At 34.9% G+C, this 15,308-nt stretch carries 11 protein-coding genes; 7 read left to right on the top strand and 4 right to left on the bottom strand.

Features of this window, described 5'->3' with window-relative positions; all coding sequences use genetic code 11:
- Positions 1-116 precede the first annotated feature (116 nt).
- The 6 genes from ppk1 to A0O34_RS14320 all read left to right on the top strand — a co-directional run bounded on the left by ppk1 (position 117) and on the right by A0O34_RS14320 (position 8,551).
- Positions 117-2,189 (top strand): polyphosphate kinase 1, encoded by a 2,073-nt coding sequence (gene ppk1 / locus A0O34_RS14345; RefSeq protein ID WP_066755752.1) that lies wholly within the window; start codon positions 117-119, stop codon positions 2,187-2,189.
- Positions 2,186-3,070, top strand: a complete 885-nt coding sequence (locus A0O34_RS14340; protein ID WP_066755749.1) for a Ppx/GppA phosphatase family protein — start codon at positions 2,186-2,188, stop codon at positions 3,068-3,070. The genes ppk1 and A0O34_RS14340 overlap by 4 nt, the downstream gene beginning before the upstream one ends.
- Positions 3,071-3,551: 481 nt before the next feature.
- On the top strand, positions 3,552-4,205 hold the full coding sequence (locus tag A0O34_RS14335) for an NAD-dependent epimerase/dehydratase family protein (protein WP_066755746.1): 654 nt from the start codon (positions 3,552-3,554) through the stop codon (positions 4,203-4,205).
- 301 nt (positions 4,206-4,506) lie between these two features.
- Positions 4,507-7,545 carry a choice-of-anchor I family protein gene (locus A0O34_RS14330; RefSeq protein ID WP_066755743.1) on the top strand — a complete coding sequence of 1,013 codons (3,039 nt, stop codon included), beginning with the start codon at positions 4,507-4,509 and terminating at the stop codon, positions 7,543-7,545.
- A 138-nt stretch (positions 7,546-7,683) separates the two neighbouring features.
- Positions 7,684-8,202 (top strand): hypothetical protein, encoded by a 519-nt coding sequence (locus tag A0O34_RS14325; RefSeq protein ID WP_066755741.1) that lies wholly within the window; start codon positions 7,684-7,686, stop codon positions 8,200-8,202.
- Positions 8,195-8,551, top strand: coding sequence for a hypothetical protein (locus A0O34_RS14320; RefSeq protein ID WP_066755740.1), 357 nt, complete (start codon positions 8,195-8,197; stop codon positions 8,549-8,551). Before A0O34_RS14325 ends, A0O34_RS14320 begins: the two co-directional genes overlap by 8 nt.
- A 115-nt stretch (positions 8,552-8,666) precedes the next feature.
- Here the strand turns inward: A0O34_RS14320 and A0O34_RS14315 are convergent, their stop codons facing one another.
- The 4 genes from A0O34_RS14315 to A0O34_RS14300 all read right to left on the bottom strand — a co-directional run bounded on the left by A0O34_RS14315 (position 8,667) and on the right by A0O34_RS14300 (position 12,360).
- Positions 8,667-10,250: a flotillin family protein gene (locus A0O34_RS14315; protein ID WP_066755737.1), complete on the bottom strand. Its 1,584-nt coding sequence runs from the start codon at positions 10,248-10,250 to the stop codon at positions 8,667-8,669.
- Positions 10,251-10,278: 28 nt separating this feature from the next.
- Positions 10,279-10,845, bottom strand: coding sequence for an NfeD family protein (locus tag A0O34_RS14310; protein WP_066755734.1), 567 nt, complete (start codon positions 10,843-10,845; stop codon positions 10,279-10,281).
- Between the two features lie 109 nt (positions 10,846-10,954).
- On the bottom strand, positions 10,955-11,203 hold the full coding sequence (locus tag A0O34_RS14305) for a NifU family protein (RefSeq protein ID WP_066755730.1): 249 nt from the start codon (positions 11,201-11,203) through the stop codon (positions 10,955-10,957).
- Between the two features lie 50 nt (positions 11,204-11,253).
- A complete protein-coding gene (locus A0O34_RS14300; RefSeq protein WP_066755728.1) occupies positions 11,254-12,360 on the bottom strand; it encodes an Mrp/NBP35 family ATP-binding protein in 1,107 nt (368 codons plus the stop codon).
- 127 nt (positions 12,361-12,487) lie between these two features.
- On the opposite strand from A0O34_RS14300, the gene A0O34_RS14295 reads away from it, so the two are divergent.
- Positions 12,488-15,289, top strand: a complete 2,802-nt coding sequence (locus tag A0O34_RS14295) for a GH92 family glycosyl hydrolase (protein WP_066759738.1) — start codon at positions 12,488-12,490, stop codon at positions 15,287-15,289.
- The last annotated feature ends 19 nt before the right edge of the window (positions 15,290-15,308 follow it).

Raw genomic sequence — 15,308 nt, 5'->3', positions numbered from 1 at the left:
AAATTATCTTTTCTTTTGTTCTTTATTTAAAACATTAAAAATTAATCAAAGTTTAACCTAGAAAAATAGTTGAAAAGCGTACGAATTATTATTTTTGACAAATTATAAACTAGAGAATGTCATTACACTTTAATCCGAGAGATATCACATGGCTTGCCTTCAACGAAAGAGTTTTGCAGGAAGCGATGGACGAAAATGTACCATTACATCTGAGAATCCGTTTTCTTGGGATTTTTTCTAATAATTTAGATGAATTTTTCAGAGTGCGGGTTGCCGGATTAAAACGCGCCATGGATTTCAAGGAAAAAGTAATCGCTGAATCTTTTTATCAGCCACCTTCCAAGATCCTTCAAAATATTAATGAAATTGTCATTAAACATCAGCAGAATTTTGATAAGACCTGGAAAAAAATTCAGACCGAAATGGCGGATCAAAAGGTTTTCATTAAAAATTCTAAAAACTTAACGGCCAGACAAAAAGAGTTTGTAAGAACGTATTTTGATGAAGTTGTGGAAGCGAATGTTATCCCAATTCTTCTTCACGAAAACACACCAATGCCTTATATGAGGGACAAAAGTCTTTATTTGGGTGTTGCGATGAGAAAAAAAGACTGGCAATATTCCAGCAATTATGCGATCATTGAAATTCCGTCGCGTTTTGTGGGAAGATTTGTATTGCTTCCGACAGAAGATCCGGAAGAGAAAAATGTGATGCTATTGGAAGATGTTATTACGTTCAATCTACCGCATATTTTCTCTTATTTCGGATATGACGAATTTGCTGCAAACGCTTTCAAAGTAACAAAAGATGCCGAAATGGATCTTGATAACGACATCAGAACCAATTTCGCAGAAAAAATAGAAAAAGGAATTAAAAACAGAAGAAAAGGAAAGCCAACAAGGTTTGTTTTCGATAAAGATATGGATAAAGCGTTATTGGAATTGCTTATCCGTAAACTGAATTTAACCAAGAAAGACAGCATTATTCCGGGAGGAAAAATTCATAATTTTAAACATTTCATGGATTTTCCTGATGTTTTTGAATCCTATGCAAGACCTGCAGAAAGAACTTCTTTTGAACATCAAGCTTTTGAACATGGCGAAAGAGTGACAGATGTTATTCTCGCAAAAGATGTCCTTCTTACCTTCCCTTACCATAAATATACTCCTGTAATTGACCTTCTTCGTGAGGCGGCAATGGATCCTGATGTAAAATCAATTCAAATCACAGCATACCGTCTGGCGAGCAGTTCAAAAATCATTAATGCTTTGATTTATGCCGCAAGAAATGGTAAAGATGTTACCGTAATGCTTGAACTTCAGGCAAGATTTGATGAAGAATCCAACTTAAAATGGAAAGAAATGCTGGAACCGGAAGGAATTACTGTTTTAGTGGGAATTCCGGACAAAAAAGTTCACGCCAAGCTTTGTATCATTAAGAAAAGAGCACAAAATAAAACCCTTCAATACGGCTTTGTAAGCACAGGAAATTTTAACGAAAAAACAGCTAAAATTTATGGTGATCATTTATTAATGACTTCGGATCGTCATGTGATGGCAGATATTAATAAAATTTTCAATGTATTAAAGAAATCCAGAGAAGATTACTTGCCTATTTTGAAGACTTGCAAAAATTTATTGGTTTGTCCACAGTTTATGCGTGAAAAGATCGTTCATCATATTGATAAAGAAATCGAGGAAGCAAAAGCAGGAAGAAGAGCAGAAATGATCATTAAAGCCAATTCGGTAAGCGACCGTGCTTTAATTACAAAACTATACGAGGCTTCTATTGCCGGCGTTATCATAAAAATCATTGTAAGAGGTATTTATTGTGCTGTAAATCAGAAAGATTTCAAAGAAAAGATAAAAGCTATCAGTATTGTGGATGAATATCTGGAACACGCCAGAGTAATGTATTTCTACAATAAAGGCGCGGAAGATATGTATATTTCCTCAGCAGACTGGATGACCAGAAACCTTGACTACAGAATTGAAGCCGCAGCCAAGATCACCGATAAAGATCTGAAGAAAGAATTAAAAGAAATTCTGGACATTCAGTTGAGAGATAACGTAAAAGCTCGTATTTTAGACAAAAAATTGAGCAACGAATATATCAGCAATGGAAAAGAAGAATGCCGTTCTCAGATAGAAACTTATAAATATTTAAAAGCTAAAACAAGCAAAAAATGAAGATCGCAGCTATAGACATTGGTAGTAACGCAGCCCGACTTTTAATTAATGAAGTAAAAATTAACAACAATAAGCCTGAATTCATCAAGCTTAATCTTCTGAGAATCCCTCTGAGATTGGGTATGGATGTTTTTACATTGGGAAAGATCGGTGAAGAAAGAGAAAAAATGGTGATCGATTCCATGAAAATTTTCAGTGACTTAATGAAAATCTACAAGGTTGAGCATTACAGAGCTTGTGCTACGAGCGCGATGCGTGACGCCATCAACGGTCAGGAAATCATTAAACAGGTAAAAAAAGCTTCCGGAATTGAAATCGAGATTATTTCAGGAGACGAAGAAGCGACTCTTATCTATGAAAATCACGTAGCAGAAGGCTTAGACAAAGAATTCGCCTATCTTTATATCGATGTTGGCGGTGGTTCTACCGAACTTACCTTTTACGAAAACGGCAAAATGGTCTATGAAAAATCTTTCAACATCGGAACAATACGTTTGCTGAATAATCTGGTTACTTTCGAGAACTGGAAAGAGATGAAAGAAGAGATCAATAACAATATTTCAAGCAAAAAACCTATTGTTGCCATCGGTTCAGGAGGAAATATCAACAAAGTTTTCTCCATGAGCAAAACCAAAGATGGAAAAGCAATGACTCTTTCTCATCTTAAAAAGGTATACAAAGAATTTAATGAACTTTCTGTGGAAGAAAGAATGACAAAGCATAACCTCAGAGAAGACAGAGCTGATGTTGTGGCTCACGCTTTAAAGATTTTCAATAACGTCATGACATGGTCTGATATCAGTAGAATTTTTGTTCCAAGAATCTCTGTTGCGGATGGACTTATTCATAATATTTACAGTCAGTTGCACGATAAAAAGTAATTATAAGCTTACAATATAATAGTAAAACCGGTCATTTTTTGGCTGGTTTTTTTATTTTGAATATGCGAGAGTTATCATTATTGATCACCAATTACTCATTATTTATATTTTCAGAAGCTATTTCCCGCTCTCCGCACTCGCTATTTTTTTGGTTTCGGCGCGGCTTTGCCGCCGCGCCGAAACCAAAAAAATGAGCTCAAACAAATGCTGCGATCGGGGCTAGGGATTTGGTCATCATTAGAAATATTAGTCAAAAAAACGGGAGACTTCGGAGAATCTTAGCATCCAGTTTTACAGAGCTTTGACAACCATTTGATAAGTTTTCAAATTAGTGTTTCATCAAATAATTTTCTCTATTAATAGCTAAAATTTTCGAAGCCATCACCACAATAAAAAATAATTTCAACAATAACCTATTTTTTGTAATTTACTTAAAGTAAAAACAAATCCGGAAACGTCATTACTTTATAACATTAAAAAAATGAGCTCGATCAAAATAATTCTGACAGGTGCAACAGGAATGGTAGGCGAAGGCGTTTTACTGGAATGCCTTGAAAATCCTAACATTTCTGAGGTTCTAAGTGTAAGCAGAAAACCATCTGGAAAAACACACGCGAAACTAAAAGAATATTTAGTTCCCGATTTCTTTGGAATTGATTTAAACGATGAAAATCTAAAAGGTTACGATGCCTGTTTTTTCTGCGCCGGAATCAGCAGTGTTGGAATGAACGAACAAGATTATACCAAAATCACTTACGACACGACTTTACATTTTGCCAAAGTTCTTTTAAATCTCAATCCGGAAATGGTTTTCAACTATGTTTCAGGCGCTCATACCGACAAAACAGAAAGCGGAAAACTGATGTGGGCGAGAGTAAAAGGAAAAACAGAAAACGATTTGAAGAAATTGGGCTTTAAAGATGCTTATAATTTCCGTCCCGGATTTATGAAACCTGTTGACGGACAAGTAAATGTAAAATGGTTTTTCAAACCTGTCATATGGCTCTTCCCTATTCTTCTGCCTTCAAAATCTTTGACATTACATGAGGTTGGAAAAGCGATGATCAATGCTGTGCAAAAAGGATATTCTACATCAATTTTAGAAATTCAGGATATTAAAAACTTAGCAAAATGAGAGCGATGATAAAAAGGATCATTTTAGTGATTTTCATACTACTGATCATCACAGCGATTTCAGGGTTTTTGTATACGCAAAAGCATTCTTTAGAAAAAGTATCATCTATAAAAAAGATAGATCATACCGAAAAAATTGAGAAATAAACTTCAAGGTTAGTTTCTACCATTATTAATTACATCTTAATCTTTTTTAATTTATATTTAATTCTTATTAAGAATTATTAATCATTTATTAAGATTCTATTAAAACCTTTACAAACTAGAAAGTTCATTTTTGCATAAATCTAATTTACGTAAAAATGGTTAACAATTACCTTTTAAAAGGGTCTGTAATTGCCGCATTCTTTCTTCAGGGCGGACTTTTCGGGCAGACACTTATTCACTATTGGAATTTCAATAACAATGCTTCAGCATCTGCGATTACCGCTCCGACTTCCACGTTGGTAAACGGTTCTCTTACCGCAGTAACAAGTGGAACAACAGAAGTAGATTTCGCAGGCGGAACCGGACAAAACTTCAGTACAGAAAACCTGAATGCCAGAAATGGTGATGCTCCAGGAACTCATTTAAGATATAATTTCCCAATTAACGGAAACCTACAATTCAACCTTCCGACTACAGGATATAACAATGTGGTGGTGAAATTCACAACCAGAAGATCAGGATCGGGAGCAGGAACTCAGACTTGGTCTTATTCAACAAACGGAACGACTTTCCTACCTTATCAGACCGTTTCTCCTCAGGATGCCAATCCACAATTAATTACTTTCGATTTTTCTGCAATTTCAGGCGTTGCAAATAATCCGAATTTTAAATTAAAAGTAGAATTCTCAGCAGGTACAGGAGGAACTGTTGGAAACAACCGTTTTGATAACTTTACGGTAGATGCAGCTGCAACAGGCGGTGCAGACACTACTCCACCCACAGTAGCTTATCTTCCCACAAACAGCACAAATAATGCTTCAACAACTGTAAATCCTACGATTTCTTTTAATGAAAATGTAAGATTAACAGACAATTCCGCGATCAACGATTCTAATGCACAAACTCTTGTAGATTTCCGTCTTGGAAGTTCTACAGGTACACAAGTTCCCTTTACAACAACATTCAGCAATAACAAAATCACAGTAATCCCGACTGCAGGTTTAGTTCCTAATCAAGCTTATTATTTGGCTTTAAAACCAAATATGGTAGAAGATACCAGCGATAATGCGGTTACTACAGTTACAGCAACTACTTTCACAACAGCCGGAACTTCTATTTCTTTAGATAAAAATTTCATTAAAGTAAATGAAAATGCGGGAAGTTTGGCATTTAAGATTAATGTTAATAATCCATCCACTTCAACGGTGAATTTGGTGGTAAAACCAGCGCCTTTCAGTACGGCAAACAGTAGTGATTTTACTTTAACAAATCAAACGATTAATATTACTCCTTCAACAACAAGTTATACCGTAAATATTCCGATTATTGATGATACATTGGAAGAACAAAGCGCGGAATATTTCGTCGTAAGTCTTGAAAATCCTGTTGGAGCAACGATTTCTGGTGATAATAATGCTACAGTTTATATTATTGATAATGATAAGCAGGCTCCGGTTCCTTCTCAGCAGATTCAATTAAATTATATCGGAAGTTTTGATCCTTCAGGAAACAACACGAGTTCTACGGAAATTGTCGTTCATGATGCTACATCTCAAAAATTATTCACAATCAGTTCTCTGACTGATGTTTTTGACATTATTGATTTCAGTAATCCTACCACTCCGGTTGTTACTAAAACCGTGAATATGGCTTCATTCGGAGGAATTACAAGTATCGCTGTGAAAAACGGAATTATTGCCGTTTCTTCTCCAAACGCAAATCCTCAATTAAATGGTTCGGTAGTTTTCTTTGATATTAATGGAAACTTCATGAAGCAGGTGACAGTTGGTGCTTTACCGGACATGATTACTTTCACTCCGGACGGAACCAAAGTTATTACAGCTAACGAAGGCGAGCCGAACGATGCTTACACGGTAGATCCGGAAGGAACCATCAGTATTATTGATATTTCTGGAGGTGTTGGAAATCTTACTCAAACTAATGTTTCAACACTTAATTTCAATGCATTTGATTCTCAACTTGCAGCTTTAACCGCAACAGGATTAAGAAAAGTAAGAACAAACAACACGCTTTCTCAGGATTTAGAACCTGAATATGTTACAGTAAGTGCAGATAGTCAAAAAGCTTGGGTTACGCTTCAGGAAAACAATGCTGTTGCAGAAATTAATTTAGCCACAAAAACCATTACAAGTATTTGGGGATTAGGCAAAAAAGACATGAGCTTACCTGGAAACGGTTTTGATGCTTCTGATAACAATGGTGAGATTTTAATTGCGAACTGGCCAGTGAAAACATATTACACTCCGGATGCTGTTCAAAACTTTAAAATCGGAAGTACCAATTATATCGTAACTGCTAATGAAGGAGACGAAAAAGACCTTTCAGGTTTCAGTGAAAGAACGACAGTTGGAGCGGCTGCTTATACTTTAGATCCAGCTATTTTCCCGAATGCTGATATTTTAAAAGCTTCTCATAATTTAGGAAGATTCAGAGTTTCAAATGCGACAGGAAATACGGACGGAGATGCAGAATTTGAAGAAATTTCTGCGTTGGGAGCACGTTCGTTCTCTATTTTCAATGCAGATACAAAACAGATCGTTTATGACAGTGGCGATAAATTTGAAAGATATATTGCGGCCAATTATCCATTAATTTTTAATGCTGATAATGAAGCAAACGGTGCAAAAAACAGAAGCCGTGCAAAAGGTCCTGAACCGGAAGGTGTAGCATTGGGAACAATCAACGGTCAAACTTACGCTTTCATTACTCTGGAAAGAACAGGTGGCGTGATGGTTTACAACATTACAGATCCTAATAATCCAACGTTTACAGATTACAAACATTCCCGTTCTACTTCGGCTTACGGAGGCGACAATGGACCAGAAGGAATCACGTACATCGCTCCTCAAAACACAACGACAGGAAAAGGTTATGTGATTATTGCCAATGAGATCAGCGGAACTTTATCTATGTATGAAGTAGCTAATTCTGCAACGTTAGGAACAGGAGAAATAAAAACTGAAAATTCCACGTTCAATATATTCCCGAATCCTGTGGCAAAAGGAAATACGCTTTATTTCAACAGAGCGCAAGGTTACGAATTGTACGATATGTCCGGCAAGTTAATCGGAAAAGAGAAAAATGCTTTAACAATAGATACATCAAAACTTTCTACAGGAGTTTACTTAGTAAAAACCTCAGAAGGTCAAGTGAAAAGAGTCATTGTAAAATAGAATATATTATTTAGTTGATTGCAAAAGGCTTCGGAATTATTTTCCGGAGCTTTTTTGTTAATAATATTATAACAATTTTCTTTAATCAGTAATAAATTATTACCTTTAGTTTCAAAATTTAAATAAGATAATTCACGAATGATAAAGGAAAAGCTAAAACAAATATTATCACTTAATGGAATCTCTGTATTGATAGGTATAATTGGAGGGATTTTAGGAATTTTTTCAATTTTTATTGATTGGAATTCACAAATAAGTATAAAATGGTTTGCTGCTCTAACTATCTTTTTTTCATTTTTATTATTGATTACTTTAATATTAGTATTCGAAATGTATAAAAATTATAAAGTTAAAATTATTAAAAACCATAAAGTTATACAGTTTTTAGAAGAAAATCTTTTACTCTTAGTTGAAAACAATAATAGTTTAGAATTTTCACAAACAGTTTCAATTTATTATATAATTAATAATTTCCAAGTTTTACTAGCACAAGGATTTGTTGAAAATATTCAGGAAAATTTTGTTCAAATTAAAATTACTCAATTTGAACAAAATTTTTTACGTAATTATTCAATCATTTATGAGAAAATTATCAATAATGATAAAAGTATTTTAGATTTGATAATAATTAAAAATTACATAAGATATAATGAATAAGATATTAAATATTGTCGTAGCAAATAAAATTGACGACTATCAAATTATTATAAACAAAGGCTCAAGTGATTATATTGAAAATTACATGAGATTCTTAGTTTATCAAGAGGGTGAAATAATTATCGATCCTTTAACTAAAAAACAATTAGGTAAACTTGAAATTCCTAAGGGGTTTTTCAAAGTGCAACATATCCAAGAATATATGACTACATTAATTTCCGAATTAAAAAGAGATACTAATCCTTTTAGTACACTAAAGTTTTTACATGACGAAGTCGATATTGAAAAAGATTTACTTAAAAGAATAAAAGTTGGTGATAGCGTAAAAATTATAAATGAATTAACCTGAGTATAATCACTATTTAATTTCTTATGTTTGAAAATTAGAATATTAATTATAAAATAAAAATACCTCAAAAGCAAAACCCTTGAAGTATTTTTATTTTATAATTAAAGAAATGTAATTAAGCCTGTGGAATATCCCCTTTCGGAGCATCATTTCCAGAAGTCATATCATCAAAATTCTTCTTCTCTTTCTTCTCAACAACTGTTATAATTTCTTTCTGAACTTCTTCCGGTTTTCCTTTAAGATATTCCGGTAAATTCAACCCGGCCATATTAAACAAGTCATTCAAAGGAGGAACAGATTTCATCATTCCTGAAACGAAATTAGAGGTAGAAGTTCCACCGTCTTGTCCGTTTCCGCTGTCCCAAACAGTAATTTTATCGATCTTAATATTCTTAACCGCTTCAACCTGAGTTTTAACCAATTCTGGAAGTTTTTCAATTAACAATAACTGGAATGCACTGTTCGTATCACCTCCCGCAGCCTGTATTATTTTGTCGTAACCTTCAGCCTGTTTTGTCAGAATTTCGTAAAGACCTTTTGCTTCGGCTTCCATTTTAGCGAAGATAGCGTCTGCTTCTCCTTTTGCCTGTACTCTTATTTTTTCAGCTTCTGCTTGGGCATCGATGATCGCTTTTTGTTTTGCAATTTCTGCATGAACAACAATATTCGCCTGTTGCGTAGAACGCTCTCTTTCTGCTCTGGCTGTTTCTGCTTTTTGTTCGGCAAGATAAGATTCCTCTAATGATCTTGCAGCTTGAACTTTCTCGGCAGCCGTTGCAATTCTTAATGCCTCTGCTTCTTTTTCTCTTCTTTCTGCGTCGGAGTTGGCAATGGTAATTTTTGCTTCGTTTTCCCCTTTTACAGCAATTGAATTGGCTAATGAAGTCGCAATTCTGGCTTCTTTTGCCGCTTCTGCTTTACCGATGGATTCATCTTTCATTGCAGAAGCAATACTTACTTCTCTGTCTTTTTGCGTAATCGCAATTTTAACGTCTCTGTCTCTTTGCGTTTCGGCGATCTGAGTATCTTTTTCCCTGTCTGCAATCGCTTTTCCGGTTTCCCCGATTTTTGTTTGTTCAGCAACACTGATGATTGCTTCATTGATCGCTTTTGCAGCAGCTTCTTTTCCTAAAGCTTCGATATATCCGGACTCATCTCTAATATCCGTAACGTTTACGTTGATTAGCTTTAAACCAATTTTCTTTAATTCGGTATCAACATTTTTAGAAATATTATCTAAAAATTTATCTCTGTCTGAGTTAATCTCTTCAATCGTCATCGTTGCGATAACTAAACGAAGCTGTCCGAAAAGAATATCTTTAGAAAGTTCCTGAATCTGCTCCTGAGCCAATCCTAATAATCTTTCCGCCGCATTTCCCATAGAATCCGGTTCTGTAGAGATTGCGATGGTGAATCGACAAGGTACATCCACACGGATGTTCTGTCTGGATAATGCATTGGTAAGGTTAGCTTCAATTGAAATTGGTTTAAGATCCAAATAAGCGTAATCCTGAATAACAGGCCAAACAAAAGCACCACCTCCGTGAATACATTTTGCAGAGCTGCCTCCTGTTTTACCATAAATAACTAAAATTTTATCTGAAGGACATCTTTTGTACCTTGAAATAAGGGCTAAAAACGTGACGAATAGTACAAATACGATTACTACTATCAGAATAAGTGTTCCGGGTATTGCCATAAATAAAGAATAAGTATGTTATAATAAATTAAATTTTTGCAACAACAAGTGTTTCATCATAAATATAAATCACTCTCACAGAATCACTGGACGGAATATTTTCCTCAGCTTCGGTCATCGCCTGAAGCTCGTGATTTGTTCCGTTCAAAGAAATCTGGATCTTCCCTTTTCCGCCCATTTTGGCTGGGATGGTAAGATAAACCTCTCCTACTTTTCCGATCAGATTTTCGACCTTAAAAGTATTGTCTTCCGTAAGTTTTAATATTTGAAGAATTAAAAAGAAAAATAAAACCACAAAACCGATTCCTATCAATATTGAAATAATGATCAAAAAAGTTTTGCTTTCTATAGAATTATAAAACGCCACACCGCCCCAACCAAAACCTAACAGAAAATTGACCAGATTTCTCAATGAAAATAACTGAAAAGGGGTATCATGATGAAGATTTCCATCAAAATCAGTACTGAAGTCACCTCCATGATGACCGCCTATAAAAGTAAGAACAGTTTGAAATAAAAAGAATAAACTGGCACCTAAGGCGATATACCAAAATCCTTGGTGAAGAGAATCCAGATGTTGAAGAAATTCAAACATAATTTGTGTGTTTTCTCAAATATAATTAAAAAAAGTGAGATTTTCAAATCAACACCACAAAAAAAGACAGGCAAAAACCTGTCTTTAAAAATATTTCAATTTTATTTTTTTACTCTACGTTAATTACTTTTTCAATTTCCGGAGCGTGTTGTTTAATAGTAGTTTCAACACCCAATTTAAGGGTTGAAAAGTTTAGAGAACAACCGGAACAATTTCCTAAAAGTTTTACATAAACCGAGTTATCTTTCACATCAATAAGCTCAATGTCTCCTCCATCTTTATTCAAAAACGGACGAATACTTTCTAAAGCCTCCATTACTCTTGTTACAGTATCTTCGTGTGCTATCTTTGTTTCCATATTTTTTTCTTCAGTTCAATTCGGTTTTTCAAATGTATTGAAAATAATTATTATTTTGCTTTCGGAGAACATCCAGCCATTGTGGAGATTTTCACCGCTTCAGTTGGAGGAAGGTGTTTGTTTCTTTCAACAAGACTTTCTACCATTTTACGTGCAGTTTCTATGTAGATTTCTGCAATTTTAGAATTTTCCTGCAAAGCTGCCGGTCTTCCGACATCACCTGCTTCTCTGATGCTCTGAATTAAAGGAATTTCTCCCAATACAGGAATTCCAAGATCATCAGCCAAATATTGTGCTCCCTGGTTTCCAAAGATATAATATTTATTGTCAGGTAATTCTTCCGGTGTAAAATACGCCATATTTTCGACTAATCCAAGAACCGGAATATTAATACTTTCCATATTAAACATCGCAATTCCTTTTCTAACGTCTGCCAAAGCCACGTGCTGAGGTGTACTTACGATCACCGCACCTGTCACAGGAACTTCCTGAATAATCGATAAGTGAATATCACCCGTTCCCGGAGGAAGATCGATCAATAAAAAGTCTAATTCTCCCCAAGCTGCATCTCTGATCATTTGGTTTAAAGCTTTTGAAGCCATCGGACCTCTCCAAACTACCGCCTGATTTGCTCCTGAGAAATATCCTATTGAAAGCATTTTCACGCCATAATTTTCGATAGGTTTCATTAAGCTTTTTCCGTTAACGTCTATAGAAATCGGCTTTTGACCTTCTGTATCAAACATTGTAGGAACAGACGGTCCATAAATATCGGCATCTAAAATCCCTACTTTAAAACCCATTTTTGCTAAAGTAACCGCAAGGTTTGCAGCCACTGTAGACTTACCAACACCTCCTTTTCCGGAAGCAATGGCGATAATATTTTGAATTCCAGGAATTTGTTTTCCTTTAATCTGACTTTGCTGAATTTCGGTAGGTTCCGGAGAAACGATCTTTAATTTTAAATTAATTTCTTCTCCAAACTCACTTGCAAAAGCCTGCTTCATGGCAGCTTCCAATTTCTTTTTTTCATGCATTGCAGGCGAATGAGCCGTCATGTCGATATAGACATCATTACCCATAACCTGAAAATTAGTCACTAAATCATCTACTTCTATCTCTTTAAGGAAATCCTGAACCTTTTCTTTCGTCAACATATACATATAAATTGTTTACAAATTTACGGAATTTTTAGCTATTTAGAATAAGTAAACGTAATCATAGATAAATTCTTTTGTGAAACCAAATTTTGTGGTAATTTAGGGCGATTTTAATTTTTACATGATGAAAAAAACATTAATTATTCTTTTAGGAATTATTGCCCATAATTTGTTTTCTCAAAATTATTCGCAATATGTAAATCCTTTTATTGGAACAGGAGGTCACGGACACACATTTCCGGGTGCTATTGTTCCATTCGGAATGGTACAGCTTTCACCCGATACAAGAGTTGATGGAAGCTGGGACGGTTGCAGTGGATATCATTATTCAGACTCTGTAATTTATGGTTTTTCTCACACGCATCTTAATGGAACCGGTGTTTCTGATTACGGAGACATTATGTTGATGCCGACAATGGGAAATCCAAGCTTGGACAACAAAGAATATTCTTCAAAATTTTCGCATAAAAACGAAAAAGCTTCGGCAGGATTTTATTCCGTTAAATTAGATAAAAACAATATCGATGTTCGACTGACAACGACAAAAAGAGTCGGTTATCACGAATATACTTTCAACAGCGCAGGAAATGCAAACATTATTTTAGACCTCAACCACAGAGATAAATTGCTTGAAGGTGAAGTTAAAATAATTGATGATAAAACAATCGAAGTTTTTCGTAGAAGTGAAGCCTGGGCAACCAATCAGTATATTTATGCCAGAATTGAGTTTTCAAAACCAATGAAAATTTCAAAAAAGCTGGTTAATGGTAAAGATGAAAATAATCTTTTCACGGGAACAAAATTAGCTTTAGCATTTTCAACCCAAGTTAAAAAAGGTGAAAAAATAAATGTAAAAGTTGCCATTTCGCCAACAGGTTATGAAGGTGCCGGAAAAAATATGTTAGCTGAAGGCAAATCAAATGATTTTGAGTCAATCAAAAAACAAGCTGTTGCCGATTGGGACAAAGAATTATCAAAAATTGAAGTTAAATCTTCCGATAAAGATAAGCTGGCGGTTTTCTACACAGCAATGTACCACGTTTTCACGCAACCAAATATCAATATGGATGTTGATGGGAAATACAGAGGCCGTGACAACAAATTCTACACCGCCAAAGACTTCAATTATTACTCAGTTTTCTCGCTTTGGGATACTTTCAGAGGAGCGCATCCTTTGATGTCTTTAATTGACAGAAAAAGAACGTCAGATTTCATTAATACTTTCATTAAACAATACGAGCAAGGCGGAAAATTACCTGTTTGGGAACTAGCTTCCAATGAAACCGAATGTATGATCGGCTACCACTCGGTTTCTGTGATTGCAGACGCAATGGCAAAAGGAATCACAGGTTTTGATTTTGAAAAGGCATTTCAGGCTTCTAAAAATTCTGCAATGCTGGATATTTTTGGTTTAAATGCTTACAAACAAAATAATTATATCGCTATTGATGACGAACATGAAAGTGTTTCTAAAACAGTAGAATATGCTTACGATGATTGGTGTATCGCCCAAATGGCAAAAATTTTAGGTAAAAAAGAAGATTACCAATATTTCATGAAGCGTTCTCAAAACTGGAAAAATTTGTACAATCCAAAGAACGGATTTATGCAGCCTAGAAAAAACGGAAATTGGAACGAACCTTTTGAACCAAGAGAAGTGAATAACAATTATACAGAAGGAAATTCTTGGCATTATTCATATTCTGTTCAGCAGGATATTCCGGGATTGATTGCTGCACATGGCGGAAAAGAAAAATTTGAACAATTTATTGATGCTATTTTTGCTGCTCCAAATACAACGACAGGTAGAGAACAGGTGGATATCACAGGTTTGATGGGACAATACGCCCAAGGAAATGAGCCGAGTCATCACATTGCTTATTTATACAATTATGTTGATAAGCCGGAAAAAACAGATGCAAAAATCAAATATATCCTTGATAATTTTTATAAAAATACGCCGGATGGTTTAATTGGAAACGAAGATTGTGGACAAATGAGTGCATGGTATATTTTGAGTACAATGGGAATTTATTCCGTAACTCCAGGATTGCCGGAATGGCAGACTACCACTCCTTATTTTGATGAGGTTAAAATTCATCTGGAAGACGGAACAACAAGAATAATCACAAAAAATACAGGCAGAGCCGAACTTAAAAAATTAGGTTTTGAGAATGCAAAATCATTCAAAGATTATAAATATGATGAGCTGACAGCTACGCCAGTAATTAAAGCAGACAGAATTTTTGATTTTTCTACAAAAGTTGAAATCACAGCTTTAAATCCAAATGATAAATTGTATTTCATGACCATGGATGAAGGTGATGCGAATGTGAGAAAGACTTTCAAAGCTTACAAAGAACCGTTTACCATCAGTAAAACCACTCAGGTTTCGGCTTATGCTGAAAGAAATGGCGAAAAAAGTTCAATCATAACGTCTAATTTCAACAGAAGACCGAATAATTGGGACATCACAGTAAATTCTAAACCAAATCCACAATATACAGCTAGCGGAAAATTATCATTAATTGACGGAATCAACGGCGATACAAACTGGAGAAAAGGCGAATGGCTGGGCTATCAAGGTCAAACTTTTGAAGCGATTATTGATATGAAATCACCTCAACAGATCACAAAATTGTCTTCAACTTACCTTCAGGACAGCCGAGCATGGATCTTGATGCCTAAAAAAGTAGAATATTACGCTTCTATGAATGGGAAAGATTTCATTCTTCTAAAAACAGTTGATAATACGGTTGATCCAAAAGATGAAACCATTCAGACTAAAGATTTTGGGACAGATATCCTTCCCACTGAAGCTCGCTATGTAAAAGTAAAAGCTTATTATTTCGGAATTCTTCCTGAATGGCATCAGGGAGCTAGCGGACAGGCTTATATCTTTGTTGATGAGATTTCTGTGAAATAATTATTAAATTTTATTCTAA

Origin of the sequence: Chryseobacterium glaciei (assembly GCF_001648155.1) — a bacterium.
Lineage (GTDB): Bacteria > Bacteroidota > Bacteroidia > Flavobacteriales > Weeksellaceae > Chryseobacterium > Chryseobacterium glaciei.
The sequence above is the reverse complement of the archived record's forward strand: the minus strand, read 5'-3'. Positions and strand labels throughout refer to the sequence as shown.

Excerpts from the sequence above, each read along its gene's own strand:
- ppk1 (WP_066755752.1), top strand. The coding sequence starts at position 117 with ATGTCATTACACTTTAATCCGAGAGATATCACATGGCTTGCCTTCAAC.
- A0O34_RS14340 (WP_066755749.1), top strand. The coding sequence starts at position 2,186 with ATGAAGATCGCAGCTATAGACATTGGTAGTAACGCAGCCCGACTTTTA.
- A0O34_RS14335 (WP_066755746.1), top strand. The coding sequence starts at position 3,552 with ATGAGCTCGATCAAAATAATTCTGACAGGTGCAACAGGAATGGTAGGC.
- A0O34_RS14330 (WP_066755743.1), top strand. The coding sequence starts at position 4,507 with ATGGTTAACAATTACCTTTTAAAAGGGTCTGTAATTGCCGCATTCTTT.
- A0O34_RS14325 (WP_066755741.1), top strand. The coding sequence starts at position 7,684 with ATGATAAAGGAAAAGCTAAAACAAATATTATCACTTAATGGAATCTCT.
- A0O34_RS14320 (WP_066755740.1), top strand. The coding sequence starts at position 8,195 with ATGAATAAGATATTAAATATTGTCGTAGCAAATAAAATTGACGACTAT.
- A0O34_RS14315 (WP_066755737.1), bottom strand. The coding sequence starts at position 10,250 with ATGGCAATACCCGGAACACTTATTCTGATAGTAGTAATCGTATTTGTA.
- A0O34_RS14310 (WP_066755734.1), bottom strand. The coding sequence starts at position 10,845 with ATGTTTGAATTTCTTCAACATCTGGATTCTCTTCACCAAGGATTTTGG.
- A0O34_RS14305 (WP_066755730.1), bottom strand. The coding sequence starts at position 11,203 with ATGGAAACAAAGATAGCACACGAAGATACTGTAACAAGAGTAATGGAG.
- A0O34_RS14300 (WP_066755728.1), bottom strand. The coding sequence starts at position 12,360 with ATGTTGACGAAAGAAAAGGTTCAGGATTTCCTTAAAGAGATAGAAGTA.
- A0O34_RS14295 (WP_066759738.1), top strand. The coding sequence starts at position 12,488 with ATGAAAAAAACATTAATTATTCTTTTAGGAATTATTGCCCATAATTTG.